This is a genomic window from Maritimibacter sp. DP1N21-5, from assembly GCF_019218295.1.
GTDB lineage: Bacteria > Pseudomonadota > Alphaproteobacteria > Rhodobacterales > Rhodobacteraceae > Maritimibacter.
Genome location: NZ_JAHUZF010000006.1, coordinates 1,832,400 through 1,847,696 on the forward strand (window position 1 = coordinate 1,832,400; position 15,297 = coordinate 1,847,696).

The 15,297-nt window shown below is 65.1% G+C and carries 14 protein-coding genes; 5 read left to right on the forward strand and 9 right to left on the reverse strand.

From position 1 onward, the window contains the following. The first annotated feature begins 24 nt into the window (after positions 1-24). Both KJP29_RS16665 and tmk read left to right on the forward strand, forming a co-directional pair. Entirely contained in the window at positions 25-1,254 is a 1,230-nt protein-coding gene (locus KJP29_RS16665; RefSeq protein WP_218464995.1) for a D-alanyl-D-alanine carboxypeptidase family protein, read from the forward strand. 5 nt (positions 1,255-1,259) lie between these two features. Continuing rightward, the gene (gene tmk / locus KJP29_RS16670; RefSeq protein WP_218464636.1) at positions 1,260-1,880 is read left to right on the forward strand and encodes a dTMP kinase; all 621 of its coding nucleotides are present in this window, start codon (positions 1,260-1,262) and stop codon (positions 1,878-1,880) included. A gap of 15 nt (positions 1,881-1,895) precedes the next feature. Here tmk and KJP29_RS16675 read toward each other — a convergent pair whose 3' ends face one another. The 9 genes from KJP29_RS16675 to coxB form a co-directional block, all read right to left on the reverse strand. Further along, complete coding sequence (locus KJP29_RS16675; protein WP_218464637.1) at positions 1,896-2,480, reverse strand: GNAT family N-acetyltransferase; 585 nt, start codon at positions 2,478-2,480, stop codon at positions 1,896-1,898. Further along, positions 2,480-3,742 (reverse strand): pitrilysin family protein, encoded by a 1,263-nt coding sequence (locus KJP29_RS16680; protein ID WP_218464638.1) that lies wholly within the window; start codon positions 3,740-3,742, stop codon positions 2,480-2,482. Before KJP29_RS16680 ends, KJP29_RS16675 begins: the two co-directional genes overlap by 1 nt. Further along, the gene (thrC, locus tag KJP29_RS16685; RefSeq protein WP_218464996.1) at positions 3,742-5,127 is read right to left on the reverse strand and encodes a threonine synthase; all 1,386 of its coding nucleotides are present in this window, start codon (positions 5,125-5,127) and stop codon (positions 3,742-3,744) included. Before thrC ends, KJP29_RS16680 begins: the two co-directional genes overlap by 1 nt. Positions 5,128-5,146: 19 nt before the next feature. Then, positions 5,147-5,839 (reverse strand): SURF1 family protein, encoded by a 693-nt coding sequence (locus KJP29_RS16690; protein ID WP_218464639.1) that lies wholly within the window; start codon positions 5,837-5,839, stop codon positions 5,147-5,149. A 107-nt stretch (positions 5,840-5,946) separates the two neighbouring features. Beyond that, the gene (locus KJP29_RS16695) at positions 5,947-6,747 is read right to left on the reverse strand and encodes a cytochrome c oxidase subunit 3 (protein WP_218464640.1); all 801 of its coding nucleotides are present in this window, start codon (positions 6,745-6,747) and stop codon (positions 5,947-5,949) included. Positions 6,748-6,765: 18 nt separating this feature from the next. Further along, positions 6,766-7,347, reverse strand: a complete 582-nt coding sequence (locus tag KJP29_RS16700) for a cytochrome c oxidase assembly protein (RefSeq protein ID WP_218464641.1) — start codon at positions 7,345-7,347, stop codon at positions 6,766-6,768. Beyond that, positions 7,344-7,535: a hypothetical protein gene (locus KJP29_RS16705; protein WP_218464642.1), complete on the reverse strand. Its 192-nt coding sequence runs from the start codon at positions 7,533-7,535 to the stop codon at positions 7,344-7,346. The genes KJP29_RS16700 and KJP29_RS16705 overlap by 4 nt, the downstream gene beginning before the upstream one ends. A 1-nt stretch (position 7,536) precedes the next feature. Next, positions 7,537-8,472 carry a heme o synthase gene (cyoE, locus tag KJP29_RS16710; RefSeq protein ID WP_218464643.1) on the reverse strand — a complete coding sequence of 312 codons (936 nt, stop codon included), beginning with the start codon at positions 8,470-8,472 and terminating at the stop codon, positions 7,537-7,539. Positions 8,473-8,563: 91 nt separating this feature from the next. Next, positions 8,564-9,433, reverse strand: a complete 870-nt coding sequence (gene coxB / locus KJP29_RS16715) for a cytochrome c oxidase subunit II (RefSeq protein ID WP_370630892.1) — start codon at positions 9,431-9,433, stop codon at positions 8,564-8,566. Between the two features lie 208 nt (positions 9,434-9,641). Here coxB and tldD point away from each other — a divergent pair, with 208 nt between their 5' ends. From tldD to topA, 3 genes are all read left to right on the forward strand, one after another. Next, complete coding sequence (tldD, locus tag KJP29_RS16720; protein WP_218464645.1) at positions 9,642-11,066, forward strand: metalloprotease TldD; 1,425 nt, start codon at positions 9,642-9,644, stop codon at positions 11,064-11,066. A gap of 273 nt (positions 11,067-11,339) precedes the next feature. Further along, complete coding sequence (dprA, locus tag KJP29_RS16725; protein ID WP_370630893.1) at positions 11,340-12,524, forward strand: DNA-processing protein DprA; 1,185 nt, start codon at positions 11,340-11,342, stop codon at positions 12,522-12,524. 124 nt (positions 12,525-12,648) lie between these two features. Continuing rightward, positions 12,649-15,258, forward strand: coding sequence for a type I DNA topoisomerase (gene topA / locus KJP29_RS16730; RefSeq protein ID WP_218464647.1), 2,610 nt, complete (start codon positions 12,649-12,651; stop codon positions 15,256-15,258). Positions 15,259-15,297 lie beyond the last annotated feature (39 nt).

Here is a 15,297-nt window from a genome sequence, read left to right on the forward strand (position 1 = left end):
GCAAGACGAAAGAGACCGGACATGATGCGACGCTGCCACGTCCTCGCCCCTTTGGCCCTCGCTGCGGCCCTCGCACTATCGACCGCCCTGCCCGCGCATGCCTTCGAAACCGCGGCAAGTTCGGCGTATGTGGTCGATCTGACGACCGATACCGTGCTCTTGGAAAAGGACGCGGACGTGCCGCTGCCGCCGGCCTCGATGTCCAAGCTCATGACGCTCAACATGCTCTTCGAGGCGCTGGAGGACGGCCGGGTCACCCTCTCGACCCAGTTCAACGTGAGCGAACGCGCCATGTCGATGGGCGGCTCGACGATGTTTCTCAACACGCAGGACCGCCCCACGGTCGAGGAACTGATCAAGGGCATCATCGTGCTGTCGGGCAATGACGCCTGCGTCGTGGTGGCCGAGGGGCTGGGCGGCACGGAAGACGCCTTCTCGAGCCAGATGACGGAACGCGCCCGCGCGCTTGGCATGAACAACTCGACCTTCGGCAACTCCTCCGGCTGGCCGCATCCGGCACAGCGCATGAGCATGCGGGACCTCGGAATCCTCGCCGAACGGCTGATCGAACATTTCCCGCAGTATTACCACTACTTCGGCATCCAGGAATTCGACTACGACGGGCGCGCGCCCGACAACCGGCACAACCGCAACCCGCTCCTCTCCCTGGGCCTCGGCGCGGACGGGCTCAAGACCGGGCATACGGAAGAGGCTGGCTATGGGCTGGTGGGCTCGGCCATGCAGGGCAGCCGTCGCGTGGTCTTCGTGATTTCGGGGCTGAGTTCGGACGTGGAACGGCGCAACGAAAGCTCTGCCATTCTCAATTGGTCGTTCCGGCAGTTCGCCATGCGGACTCCGGTGAAGGCCGGTCAGGTTATCGCCGAGGTGCCTGTCTGGCTGGGCGAGGCCGAAACCGTGGCGCTGGCCCCGGCGACGGATCTGGAGCTTCTGATGCCGGTCACCTCGTCGGGCACGATCGAAGGCAAGGTGGACTGGTCCGGCCCGATCGAAGCGCCCATCGCGCAGGGGGCCGAGCTTGCCACGCTGACCATTGCTCGCCCCGGCATGGGCGAAACCGTCATTCCGCTTGTCGCGACGACCAATGTGGCCGAGGCCGGGTTCATGCCCAAGTTCAAGGCCGCCGCGACCCAGGCGCTCGTCATGGCGCGCAATCTGGCCGACCGGAGCGGCGAGGCAGAGGCCACGGCACCCGAAACCCAGCCCGAGGGGGCCGAGGCGCCCGTGGCCAACTGACCCGGATGGCCGGACGGTTCATCACCTTCGAAGGTATCGACGGTTCGGGGAAATCGACCCAGGCCCGGATGCTCGCCGAGACGCTTGGCGCGCGGGGCATCGACGTTGTCGCGACGCGCGAGCCCGGCGGGTCGCCGGGCGCCGAACAGATTCGCGCGCTGGTGCTCGAAGGCGACCCGGACCGCTGGTCGGCGGAGACCGAGATCCTCCTCTTTACGGCGGCGCGGCGTGACCATCTGGAACGGCTGATCGACCCATCCCTTGCGGCGGGCAAGGCCGTCGTCTGCGACCGGTTCGCGGATTCGACGCGGATGTATCAGGGGCTGCGCGGTCCGGGACTGCGCGAGATCGTGGACCAGCTTCACGCGCTCATGATCCGGCGCGAACCGGACCTGACCTTCATCATCGACATGGATCCCTCCAAAGGCCACGCCCGGGCCAAGGGGCGCCAGACCGCCGAAGAGCGGTTCGAGGATTTCGGGGCCGATCTTCAGGTGCGGATGCGGGAGGGTTTCCTTGCGCTGGCCGAAGACGAACCCGGCCGCTGCGTGGTGATCGACGGGGACCGGACGCCCGAAGACGTCGCATCGGACGTGCTGCGCGTCGCGCTCGACCGGCTGGCCTGATCCAGCCTTGGGCCGTCAGCCCGCGTCCGTCCGTCCGCGCCTGTCAAAGCGCAGCGCGGCGTAAAGCACGTGGGTCCGCCAGCGCGCGTTGATCTGAAGGTAGGATTGCGCCACGCCTTCGTATTTGAAGCCGCATTTCTCGAGCACCCCGCGCGAGGCGGCGTTCTCAGGAAGGCAGCCTGCCTCGATCCGCGACAGGTCAAGCTCGCGGAAGGCATAATCCACCACCGCCGACAGCGCCTCTCGCATGTAGCCGTGGCGGGCATAGGGTTCGCCGATCCAGTAGCCCACCGTGGCCGATTGCGCGGGCCCGCGCCGGATATTGTCGAGGGTAATCGCGCCCAGAAGCACGTTGTCGAGCCGGCGAATGATGGCGAGGGGAACGGCGCTTCCATTATTGATCGACCGGTTCACCCAGTTCACGCGATTGGTGAAGCCCTTGCGCTCAAGGTGATCGGCCGCCCAGGTCGGCTCCCATGGGGCGAGGAAATCGCGGCTCGCGAGGCGCAGTTCGCGCCAGGCAGGGAAATCGGCGTGACCAAGTGGGCGCAGCAGAAGGCGCGGCGTATCGATCCGAACCGTCTTTGCCCGTCTGAACATCAAGCCGCCAGCCGCTCCGTCAAGGTGGCGAGGTCGGGGGCCTTCTTCGCCGGCCCATAAAGCGCCATGGCCGCGCGGGCATCGGACACCGTCTTCTGGGCAAAGACGTTCACCGCCCCTAGGTCCACGGCATCGAGCCGTTCGACGGTTTCCTCGATGGGAATCACGCGGTTCCAGACGGCCACCTGACGGGCCAGCCGTTCCGCCCGGGCCGAGGCACTTTCGAGCCCCATGAGCGTGCCTGCCTTCATCTGGGCGCGCGCGCGGTCGACCTCGGCCACCGTCATGTCAGCGGCGGCGCGGCGCATCTCGTCGATGGTCAATTCGGCAAGCCCCGCGATCTCGCCTGCCGAAGTGCCTGCATAGATCGTGATGAGCCCGGTATCGGACCACGCCCCGGCGCTTGCATAGATCGAATAGCACAGGCCGCGCTTTTCCCGCGCTTCCTGGAAGAGCCGCGACGACATGCCCCCGCCAAGGGCATTGGCATAGACCTGCGCGGTATAGATCGCGTCGTCGGAATAGCTGGGCCCTTCGAGCCCCAGCGTGAAATGCACCTGCTCGAGCTTCTTGATCTCGCGCCGTTCGCCGCCGATGAAGCCGGCCGGCTGGATCAGCGGCGAGGATTTTCGCGTCATCGCGCCGAAGGTGGTCTCGATGAGCCGCATGATCTCGTCATGGTCGACCGCGCCTGCGGCGGCAAGGATCATGCGCTCGGGGCCATAGTGTTCGGCCACGAAGCCCGCCAGATCCTCGCGCGAGAAATTCGAAACCCGCTCGGCGGGGCCAAGGATCGTGCGGCCGATCGCTTGCTCGGGATAGGCGGCCTCCTGCAGCCAGTCGAAGATCACGTCGTCCGGCGTATCGAGCGCCTGGCCGATCTCCTGCAGGATGACGCCGCGCTCCACCTCAAGTTCCCGCGCATCGAAGACCGGGTTCAGGACGATATCGGACACCACATCGAGCGCGAGCGCCACGTCCTCTTTCAGCACGCGCGCGTAATAGGCGGTAACTTCGCGGCCCGTATAGGCGTTGAGGTAGCCACCGACATCCTCGATCTCTTCCGCGATCTGAAGCGGCGAGCGCGTCGTCGTGCCCTTGAACGCCATGTGCTCGAGGAAATGCGCGATGCCATTCTGCTCGATCCGCTCATGGCGTCCGCCGGCCGTGATCCAGACGCCAAGCGAGGCGCTTTCGATCCCCGGCATTTCTTCGGTGACGACCCGGAAGCCGTTGGGGAGCGTGTCGAAACGAATGGTCATCAGCGGCCCGTCCGGTTGTGGATGAGCAATTCGATTGCCTTGAGGTCATTGGACACCCGCGTCACCCGCTCTTCGCGGCTCATGAGGTCGGACATGCGCGGCGGCAGGGTAGCGTCGCGGCCGCAGGCCTGCTTCACGGCGGCCGGGAATTTCGCCGGGTGCGCGGTCGCGAGCGTGATCATCGGCGTTTCGGACAGATGCTCACCCGCCACCTTCACGCCGACGGCGGAATGGGGGCAAAGGACTTCGCCGGTCGACTCGTAGGTCGACTTGATCGTCTCCAGGGTCTCTTCCTCTGACGCGCGTCCCGAGTGGAAATACTCCTTCAGGAAGTCATATGCGCCCTGGCTGATCTCGAATCCACCTTGCTCGAGGTCCTTCATCTGCCCGACCACGGCGCCTCCGTCGCGCCCATAGGCATCGAAGAGCGCGCGCTCGAAATTCGACGACACCTGAATGTCCATCGAGGGGCTGATCGAGGGCGTGACCCCGGCCTTCGTGTAGGCGCCAGTCTCCATCGTGCGGTGCAGGATGTCGTTCTGGTTCGTCGCGATCACCAGCTTCTCGATGGGCAGGCCCATGCGCTTCGCGATGTAACCCGCGAAGATGTCGCCGAAATTCCCCGTGGGCACCGTGAAGCTCACCTTGCGATGCGGCGCTCCCAGTGCAACGGCGGAGGTGAAGTAATAGACGACCTGCGCCAGCACCCGCGCCCAGTTGATCGAGTTCACGCCGGCGAGCCCCACCCCGTCGCGGAAGTCGAAATCGTTGAACATGTCCTTGAGCCGCGCCTGGCAATCGTCGAAGTCGCCGTCGAGTGCGAGCGCGTGGACATTGGCCTCGACAGGCGTGGTCATCTGACGTCGCTGCACGTCGGACACGCGGCCATCAGGGAAAAGGATGAAGACGTCCACATTGTCGAGACCCCGGAACGCCTCGATCGCCGCCGAACCGGTGTCGCCCGAGGTCGCGCCCACGATGGTGATCTTCTCGCCGCGCCGTTCGAGCGCGGTCTGAAAGAGCTGGCCGATAAGCTGCATCGCAAAGTCCTTGAACGCGAGCGTCGGACCGTGGAACAGCTCCAGCAGGAAGTGGTTCGGCCCAAGCTGCACCAGGGGCGCGCGCGCGACGTGGCCGAAGCCTTCATAGGCCTTGCGGATACAGCGGCTCAGGTCCGCGTCGGAGAGTTCCGGCCCGATGAAGGGACGCATGACCCTAAAGGCCGTCTCCTCGTAGGACAGCCCCGCCAGCCCGGCGACCTCCTCGGTCGACAGGGTCGGCAGGGTTTCGGGAACATAGAGGCCACCGTCGCGCGCGAGGCCCGTCAGCATGGCCTCTTCGAAGTTGAGCACGGGGGCCGCGCCACGTGTTGAGACGTATTTCATCTGCTCGTCCTTGTTCTTGTCACGCACGTTCGGACTCGAGGTCCGCCGGGGTCCGGCGCCGTATACGCCAAAGCGCGAAGCCTGTCATCCCGACCCAGGTGGCCGCGAAGAGAAACCATGTCATCGCATATTCGAAGTGCTTGTTGCGAATGCCGTCCGGGCTCACCGGAAGCGGCAGGATGGCCGGGTCGGTTTCCGTCCGCGCCACCAACAGCAAGTGCTCGGTATCGAGCGCCGCGCTCATCCGGTCGACGTCGCGGGCATACCAGTAGTTCGCGTCCAGATCGTCTTCGGGCGTGTAGCTGTCGCGCTCGTCCGGCCAGTGCAGGTTCCCCGCGACCTGCATCTCGCCCGTCGCATGGGGATCATCGCGGCGCGCAGAGGGCACGAAACCGCGGTCGACCATGATCCGACGTCCCGTGTCGGTCACGAAAGGCGAGACGATGCGAAATCCGGCGCCGTAGTCGACATGGCTCACCAGAACATGAAGCTCGCCCGCTTCCATCGTGCCGGTCACGGCTACCGGCAAGTACCGGTCGGCGTCGGGATCGGGCGTCGCGGGCACATCGACCGGCGCGGCCCCGATGCGCGCCTCGATCTCGGCCAGCACGCCCTCTTTCCATTCGAGGCGTTGCAACTGCCAGACGCCGAGGCCCACGAAGAGCGCGAGGCCCGCGAGGAGAAGTACACCGGTGAGGATCTGTTTCGTCATGGGGGTCATCTACACCCGACGCGCGCAGGGCGCGAGGGGGAAGGTCAGGCAAAGGCAAAACGGGCGAGGTTTCCCCCGCCCGTTCGTACTCAGGTTCGGTTCGGAACTCAGCCGCCCCAGATATAGACGGCGGCGAAGAGGAACAGCCACACGACGTCCACGAAGTGCCAGTACCAGGCAGCGGCCTCGAAGCCGACGTGCTGCTGCTGGGTGAAGTGGCCGGCATAAACGCGCATCAGGCAGACGAAGAGGAAGATCGTCCCGATGATGACGTGGAAGCCGTGGAAGCCCGTCGCCATGAAGAAGTTCGCGCCATAGATGTTGCCCGACAGGCCGAAGGCGGCGTGCGAATATTCATAGGCCTGGAAGAAGGTGAAGAGCATGCCAAGCAGGATCGCGATGATCAGGCCGGCTTTCACGTCCTTGCGGTTGTTCTCGTGCACCAGCGCGTGGTGCGCCCAGGTCGCCGCAGCACCCGACAGGAGCAGGATCAGCGTGTTGATGAGCGGCAGGTGCCATGGATCGAAGGTCTCGATGCCGGCGGGCGGCCAGACGCCGTCCACGGCCGGGCTTTCCGGACCCATCGGATACATGGCGTGCTTGAAGAAGCTCCAGAACCATGCCGCGAAGAACATGATCTCGGACATGATGAACAGGATGAAGCCATACTTGAGGCCGATGCGCACGACGGGCGTGTGATCGCCGGTCTGGCCTTCGTGGACCACTTCGGACCACCAGCTGAACATCGTGTAGAGCACGATCAGAAGGCCCGCGAGGAAGACCCACGGCCCGGCGTCATGCATCCATTTCACGGCTCCGAAGAGCATCACGAAGGCGCCGACAGCCGCGAGCAGCGGATTTATGGACGGCGGCAGGATGTGGTAGTCATGGTTCTTGGCGTGTGCCATCGTTATCCATCCCTGATCTTAGTTCTGACCAACCGTCGGGGTCGTTTCGTCGCCAAGCGACGCCACATCCTCGGGCAGATCGGTTTCGTGGAAAGTGTAGGAGAGCGTGATCGCCTTGGCAAACTTGGCGTCCCGATCTTCCGTGATTTCGGGGTCGACGTAGAAGGTCACGGGCATCATGACCGTCTCGCCGGGTTGAAGGACCTGCATCTCGAAGCAGAAGCAGTCGATCTTGGTGAAGTAGCCGCCCGCCGAATAGGGCGCAACGTTGTAGCTCGCCGTGCCCGCGATCGGGCGGTCGGTGGGGTTCGTCGCCTCGTAGAAGGCCAGGCCCGTCTCGCCGATGCGGATCGTCATCTCGCGCTGGACCGGCTTGAAGATCCAGGGGAAATCTCGTTCGACCGAGGCGTCGAAGCGCACCTTGATGGTCTTGTCGAGGATCACGTCCGATCCCGCCTCGGCCACGCCGGTGGTGCCGCCGAAGCCCGTTACCCGGCAGAACCAGTCGTAGAAGGGCACAGCGGCCCAGGCCATCGCGCCCATGAAAACGACGACGCCGACGAGGTAGGTGGCCGATTTCTGCGTCTTGGACAGGCTCATTTCGCGGCCTTCTCCTGTGCCGTGGCCCAGTCCGCCCCGAGATCGTCGCGCGGGTCGGTGCCGACCTTGGCGATGGTCAGCCCATAGACGATGCCGACGAAGAGGACGAGCACGATGCCCAGGCCGAAGTTCCGGGAAAACCGGCGATTGTGAAGTTCATGCGTGGCGCGGATCGGTGTCGTGGCCATATTACCAGCCTCCCAGCCCAAAGCGCATCAACGTATGCTCGACAAGGAGCATGCCGAAGTGCAGGAAAAGATAGAGCAGCGAGAGCTTGAAGAACTTGCGTTCGACAAGGTGGCCGTCGGCCTCGCTGTCGGCATCTTCGCGCCGCCAGATATCCACCGCACCCTTGATGAACCAGGCGTTCATGAGCACCGCGACGACCATATAGGTCGGCCCGCCGATGGCGGTCAGGCCAAGGCCCACGGCGACGGCGGCAAGAATGAAGGTATAGGCGAGGATGTGGTTGCGCGTCACGCGGCGACCGTGGGTCACGGTCAGCATCGGCACGTCCGCATTGGCGTAGTCGTTCTTCACGAAGAGCGCGAGCGACCAGAAATGCGGCGGCGTCCAGGCGAAGGTCAGCGCGAACATGAGCACCGAGGCGACGGTGATGTCGCCGGTCACGGCGGCCCAGCCGATCATGGGCGGGAAGGCGCCCGCAGCGCCGCCGATGACGATGTTCTGCGGCGTCCAGCGTTTGAGCCACATGGTGTATATCACCACGTAGAAGAGGATCGTGAAGGCCAGAAGCGCGGCGGCGACCCAGTTGGTCGCGAGGAAGAGCATGATGACCGAGATGCCTGACAGCGCGAAACCAAGCACCTTGGCCTCGTCCGGAGTGACCTTGCCGGTCACCGTGGGCCGCTTGAGCGTGCGGCGCATCTTGGCGTCGATATCCGCGTCCCACCACATGTTGAGTGCGCCCGACGCGCCGCCGCCGATGGCGATGAACAGGATCGCGACGAGCCCGACGAAGGGGTTGATCGGCGCGGGGGCCACGAGCATGCCGACGAAGGCCGTGAACACGACGAGCGACATGACACGCGGCTTGAGCAGGGCGAAGTAGTCGCCGAAGCCCGCTTCGCGGTCCTGATCCGTGGTGAAGGTGCTGTCCGTCATTTGCCTATTCCGGTCGCCCGGTCTTCAGTGTTGCCGAGGGGCCGGGGACACGTCCGCGCCCCCTGCCCTGTGTTGTGGTGTCGTGCTGCGCTCACTCGGCGGAGGCGACGGTCACGGTGCTCGGAATGCCCGCATATTCTTCGCGCGCGCCGGCCAGCCACTCTTCGTATTCGGCTTCGGTGACGGCCTGCACGGTGATCGGCATATAGGCATGGTCCTTGCCACAAAGCTCCGAGCACTGACCGAAGTAGATGCCTTCCATCCCCGGCTCGACGGTGAACCACAGATGCGCCAGACGGCCGGGCACGGCGTCCTGTTTCACGCCGAAGGCCGGGATGGTCCAGGCGTGGATCACGTCCGCGCCGGTGACTTCCATGACGATCTTCTTGCCGGTCGGCACGACCACGACGGTGTCGGTGGCGAGCTTCCACATGTCCGGGGTGTAGCCGGCGGCCTCGACCTCGGCCTTGGCTTCCGCTTCCGGCAGGCCCTGGCCGATCATGAAGCTCTCGAAACCGAACTCTTCGTCGACGTATTCATAGCCCCAGTACCACTGGTAACCGGTCACCTTGATCACGACGTCGCCTTCCGGGATTTCCTGCTGCTTGAACAGGACGGGGAGCGAGTTGGCGCCGATGAAGACGAGGATCAGGATCGGGATCAGCGTCCAGGCGATTTCGATCGGGGTGTTGTGGGTAAAGGTCTTGGGCGTCGGGTTCATCTTTGCGTTGTGGAACACGATGATCCACAGGAGCAGACCGGCCACGAAGACCGAGATCGCGATGATGATATAGAGCAGCATGTTGTCCAGCGCGAAGGTCGCCTGCGAGATATCCGTCGCGGCGGGCTGGAAGTTGATCCCCTTGGGGACCGGATGACCGATGACTTCGTCACTCTGGGCAAAGGCGGCGCCGGTCCAGAAGGTCGCCGCCAGAAGGGTCAGAGGCCGCATGGCTTTCATCATTGCTTGCATTCCGTTTCTTCCTGTTCGGCGCTTGGTCGCGCCCCAATCGAGGGTTCGCCGCTTTCGGACGGGAATCCCGTTGTCTCCCGCGCGTCTCAAACCATATTAGTCTGTTAGGAACAAGATAATTCCTGCGACATGGAGCCGCACGAATGCAGTTGATTGCATTTATTTGACCCACGTCAAAGCAGGACGAAAGGACCACATGACCGATCAGACCCCCTTCCGCCCGTTCGAAACCCATCTCGACGAGGGTCGCGCGCTGGCAGTTCTGCGTGCCGCGACCGATGGGGCCGACGATGGCGAGCTTTTTCTGGAGCGGCGTCGCAGCGAGGCTCTGGTCTTCGACGACGGGCGCCTCAAGACGGCAAGCTACGATGCCTCCGAAGGCTTTGGCCTGCGCGCGGTGCGCGGGGAAACGGCCGGTTACGCGCATTCCACCGAAATCTCGGAAGCCTCGCTCACCCGGGCCTCGGAAACCGCGCGACTGGCGGTCGGCGCGGGCGGTGGCACCTTGGCCGAGAGCCCGGCGCGCACGAACCGCAAGCTCTATACCGACAACGACCCGATGACCGATGCCGCCTTCCCGGTGAAGGTCGAGACGCTGCGCGAGATCGACGCCTATGCCCGGTCGCGCGATCCGCGCGTGGTGCAGGTCTCGGCCACCATCGCGGCCTCGCTTCAGGAAGTCTTCATCCTCAGACCCGACGGAACCCTCGTCGCCGACACGCGGCCCATGAGCCGGGTGAACGTGAGCGTGATCGTCGACAAGGACGGACGGCGCGAATCCGGCGGCCATGGGGGCGGCGGGCGCGCCGGACTGGCCGAGCTCATCCAGCCCGAACACTGGAAGGCAAGCGTGGACGAGGCGCTGCGCATTGCCCTCGTAAACCTGGAGGCCGAGCCCGCCCCTGCCGGTCAGATGGACGTCGTGCTGGGCAACGGCTGGCCGGGGATCCTCCTGCACGAGGCGGTGGGCCATGGGCTCGAGGGTGATTTCAACCGCAAGGGCACCAGCGCCTTCTCGGGCCTGATCGGGCAGCAGGTCGCGGCCAAGGGCGTGACTGTGGTCGATGACGGCAGCCTCCCCGACCGGCGCGGGTCGATCACGGTGGATGACGAGGGCACGCCCTCGTCGCGCACGGTCCTGATCGAGGACGGGGTGCTCGTCGGATACATGCAGGACCGACAGAACGCCCGCCTCATGGGGGTCAAGGCCACGGGCAACGGGCGGCGCGAAAGCTATGCCCATGCGCCGATGCCACGCATGACCAACACGATCATGGAAGGCGGGGACGCGTCGCCGGAAGAGATCGTGGCGGACCTCAAGGACGGGATCTATGCGGTCGGCTTCGGCGGCGGACAGGTCGACATCACCAACGGCAAGTTCGTCTTCTCCTGCACCGAGGCCTACCGCGTGAAGAACGGTGTAGTGGGCGCGCCTGTGAAAGGCGCGACACTGATCGGCGACGGCCCCAAGGCGATGAAACAGGTGCGCGCGGTCGGCAACGACATGCGGCTCGACCCTGGAATCGGGAACTGCGGCAAGGCCGGCCAATGGGTGCCGGTGGGCGTGGGCCAGCCGACCCTGATGATCGGCGGGCTGACCGTGGGCGGATCGCAGACCTGAGGTCTTGCGCCGCCTCTGGCATCGCGGCGCGATTTGGGGGGAACCTGTTCCCCCCAAAGCCCCCCATGCAAAGGGGGCTTTCTGCCCCCTTTGAGACCCCCGAGGATATTTCTGAACCAGAGAAGCAGGGACGTTCGCGTTTCGTGCGACGGGATTCACGGCGCGTTAACCATTGGAGCGCATGGTCAGGCGGCAAGAGACGGAATCAGGTGCCCCTTGGAACTTTTCCCTGCCATCCACCCCCTCACCCCACCCTCAGGCCTGGAAGACCGGCTGTCCTGGCTTCGTCTGTTGCGCTCACGCCGGGTCGGCGTGAGCACCTTTTTCCGGCTCATGGCAGAACATGGAACGGCGCATGCCGCGCTGGACGCCCTGCCGGGGATCGCGGCTGACGCCGGCGTGCGCGATTATCAGATCTGTCCCGCGCCCGTCGTCGAACAGGAACTCGACTGGGCGGGAAAATGCGGCGCGACGATGCTGTGCTACGGGGCACCGGACTATCCGCGCCAGTTGCTGGGCCTCACCGATGCGCCGCCGATCCTCTGGGCGATGGGCGACCTGTCGCTTCTGTCCCGGTCCACCGTGGCGCTGGTCGGCGCGCGCAATGCCTCCTCCCTCGGGATCCGGATGGGGCGCAAGCTCGCGCTCGACCTGGGGGCGGCGGGTCACGTGATCGTGTCAGGGCTTGCACGCGGGATCGACACGGCCGCGCATCAGGCCACGCTCGACACCGGCACGATCGCCGTGCTCGCCGGTGGCGTCGATGTCGTCTATCCCTCCGAGAACGCCGTGCTGGGCGAAGAAATCCTTCGCAAGGGGCTTCGGCTGTCCGAAGCGCCGATGGGGCTCGCCCCGCAGGCGCGGCATTTTCCGCCGCGCAACCGGATCATTTCCGGACTGTCGCGGGCCGTGGCCGTGGTCGAAGCCGCGGCGAAGTCCGGTTCGCTCATAACGGCAGAGATGGCGCTCGAACAGGGGCGGGAGGTCTTTGCCGTGCCGGGCCATCCATTCGATGCGCGCGCGACAGGGGGCAACCGGTTGATCCGCGACGGGGCCACGCTCCTCAGATCGGCGCAGGACATGATCGTCGTGCTCGATGAGATCACCGCCCGGGAGGAGGCCCTGCGGGGCGCCACGACCAGTCAAGCCGGAACTGCAAGCACATCGGTTGCCGGGCCAGATCTTCGTGAGAACGCCGAACCGAAACCCTCGAAACGCCGGACCACCCCGGCACCAGTCACCATTCCCCCGGCCCCGCCCGAACGGCGCAGCCTTGCCGAAACTTCTGCCCTTCACCGCCAGATCCTCGACCGGCTCTCGCAGGCCCCGTTGCAGGAAGACATGCTCCTGCGCGACATCCACGTCGACGCCCAGCATGTCGCGACCGAGCTCACCGTGATGGAGCTCGAAGGGCTCATCGCGCGGGGTCCCGGCGGCACGCTCTCACGCTGCAACTGACGGGGCGATCCGCGCGCTCCTGACCGAAGGTTGAGCCGCCTTCGGACCTGGCGGCATTGACAAGCCCCCTGCCCGCGACACATCTACAGCCCCCAAGACCCCTTTTCCGAGTCGAGAGGATTTTATGCCCGTCGTTGTCGTCGAGAGCCCGGCCAAGGCCAAAACAATCAACAAATATCTTGGCGGCGATTACACGGTCCTGGCCTCCTACGGTCACGTCCGGGATCTGCCGCCCAAGGACGGATCGGTCGATACCGACAACGATTTCGACATGACCTGGGAAGTCGGTGCCGACAGCCGCAAGCACGTGAAGGCCATCGCCGACGCGCTTGCCAATGACGACACGCTCATTCTCGCCACCGACCCCGACCGCGAAGGCGAGGCAATTTCCTGGCACCTCGAAGAGACGCTGCGCAAACGGCGCGCGATCAAGAAGGACACCGCCGTCAGCCGTGTCGTTTTCAACGCGATCACGAAGGCAGCGGTGACCGAAGCGATGAAGAACCCGCGCCAGGTCGATCAGCCGCTGGTCGACGCCTATCTGGCGCGCCGGGCGCTCGATTACCTCGTAGGGTTCAACCTGTCGCCGGTGCTTTGGCGCAAATTGCCCGGCGCACGCTCGGCGGGCCGGGTTCAGTCGGTCTGCCTCCGGCTCATCGTCGAACGCGAGCAGGAGATCGAGGCCTTCAACGCCCGTGAATACTGGAGCGTGAAGGCCGAACTCACCACGCCGCGTGGCCAGACCTTCGAGGCGCGGCTCACGGCGCTGGCCGGCAAGAAGCTCGACCGTTTCGACCTCGCCACCGCGGAGGACGCCAACCTGGCGGTGGCGGCCATCGAGAAGCGCGACCTCAAGGTGCTGTCCGTCGAGGCCAAGCCCGCCTCGCGCAACCCCTCCGCCCCCTTCATGACCTCGACGCTCCAGCAGGAAGCCAGCCGCAAGTTCGGCATGGGCGCGCGCCAGGCGATGAACGCGGCGCAGCGTCTCTACGAGGCTGGGCACATCACCTATATGCGGACGGACGGGATCGACATGGCGCCGGAGGCCGTGGCGGCCGCCCGCGACGAAATCGCGAGCCGCTATGGCAAGGACTACGTGCCCTCGAGCCCGCGGGTCTACAAGAACAAGGCCAAGAACGCGCAGGAAGCGCACGAATGTATCCGGCCCACGGACATGAGCGTGGATGCAAGCGCGCTGGCCAAGCTCGAACCCGACCAGCGCAAGCTCTACGACCTCATCTGGAAACGCACCCTCGCCTGCCAGATGGAAGGGGCGCGGCTCGAACGCACCGCCGTCGACATCGGGTCCTCCGACGGGCAGGTGGTGCTGCGTGCCACCGGTCAGGTCGTGCTCTTCGACGGCTTTCTCAAGGTCTACGAAGAGGGCCGGGACGACGTGGTCATGGATGACGAGGACGACGCGAACCGTCTGCCCCAGATGTCCCAGGGCGAGCCCACGGCCAAGACCGGCGTCACGCCCGAACAGCACCACACCCAGCCGCCGCCCCGCTATACCGAGGCAACGCTTGTCAAGCGCATGGAAGAACTCGGGATCGGGCGGCCTTCGACCTATGCCTCGATCGTGACGACGATCCAGGACCGGGAGTATGTCCACAAGGACAAGGGCCGGCTCATCCCCGACGACAAGGGTCGGATCGTGACGATCTTCCTGATGAACTTCTTCAAGCGCTACGTGGAATACGACTTCACGGCGGAGCTCGAGGAAGAACTGGACGAGATTTCCGCGGGCGATCTCGACTACAAGAAGGTTCTCGCCCGGTTCTGGCGCGATTTCTCGGCAGCGATCTCCGAGACCAGCGAACTTCGGATCTCCGAGGTGCTCGACAAGCTCGACGCGGCGCTGGCCCCACAGCTCTACCCGCCCCGCGAAGACGGGTCCGATCCCCGAAAATGCCCACTCTGCGGCAATGGTGACCTGCATCTCAAGACCTCGCGCACCGGGGGCTTCATCGGCTGCTCGAACTATCCCGAATGCCGCTACACCCGCCCCATCGGTGGCGGCGAGGAGCCTGGCGACCGTGTCTTGGGGCAGGTGGACGGCGAGGATGTCTCGCTGCGGTCGGGACGTTTCGGTCCCTACGTCCAGAAGGGCGAAGTGACGGAGGAGAACAAGAAACCGCCGCGCGCGAGCCTGCCCAAGGGCTGGTCGGCGGACGACCTGGACCTCGAAAAGGCGATGAAGCTCCTGACGTTGCCGCGTCAGGTGGGCCTTCACGACGGCGCGGCGATTTCTGCCAACTTCGGGCGCTTCGGCCCCTATCTCATGCACCAGCTTCCCGACGAGGCGAAGCCGGTCTACGCGAACCTCAAGGACCCGAACGACGTCTTCGAGATCGGTATGAACCGGGCAGTGGAACTCATCACCGAGAAGCGGCTCAATCCGGGACGCGGGCGAGGCACGGCGGCCAAGGCTTTGAAAGAACTGGGGGAACATCCCGAAAGCGGCGGTGCAGTCAACGTGATGGAAGGGCGCTACGGACCCTACATCAAGTGGGAGAAGGTCAACGCCACCCTGCCCAAGGACGTCAAGCCCGAGGATGTGACCATGGAGCAGGCCGTGGCGCTCATCGCCGAGAAAGCGGCGAAGGGCGGCAAGAAGAAAGCCGCACCGAAGAAAGCGGCGACCAAGAAGGACCCTGCCAAGAAAGCGCCGGCGAAAAAGGCTGCCGCCAAGAAGCCCGCGCCAAAGAAAGCGACGGCGAAGGACGAATGACCTTCGCTGTCGGAGCGGAACGACGACGGGGCCCGCGCG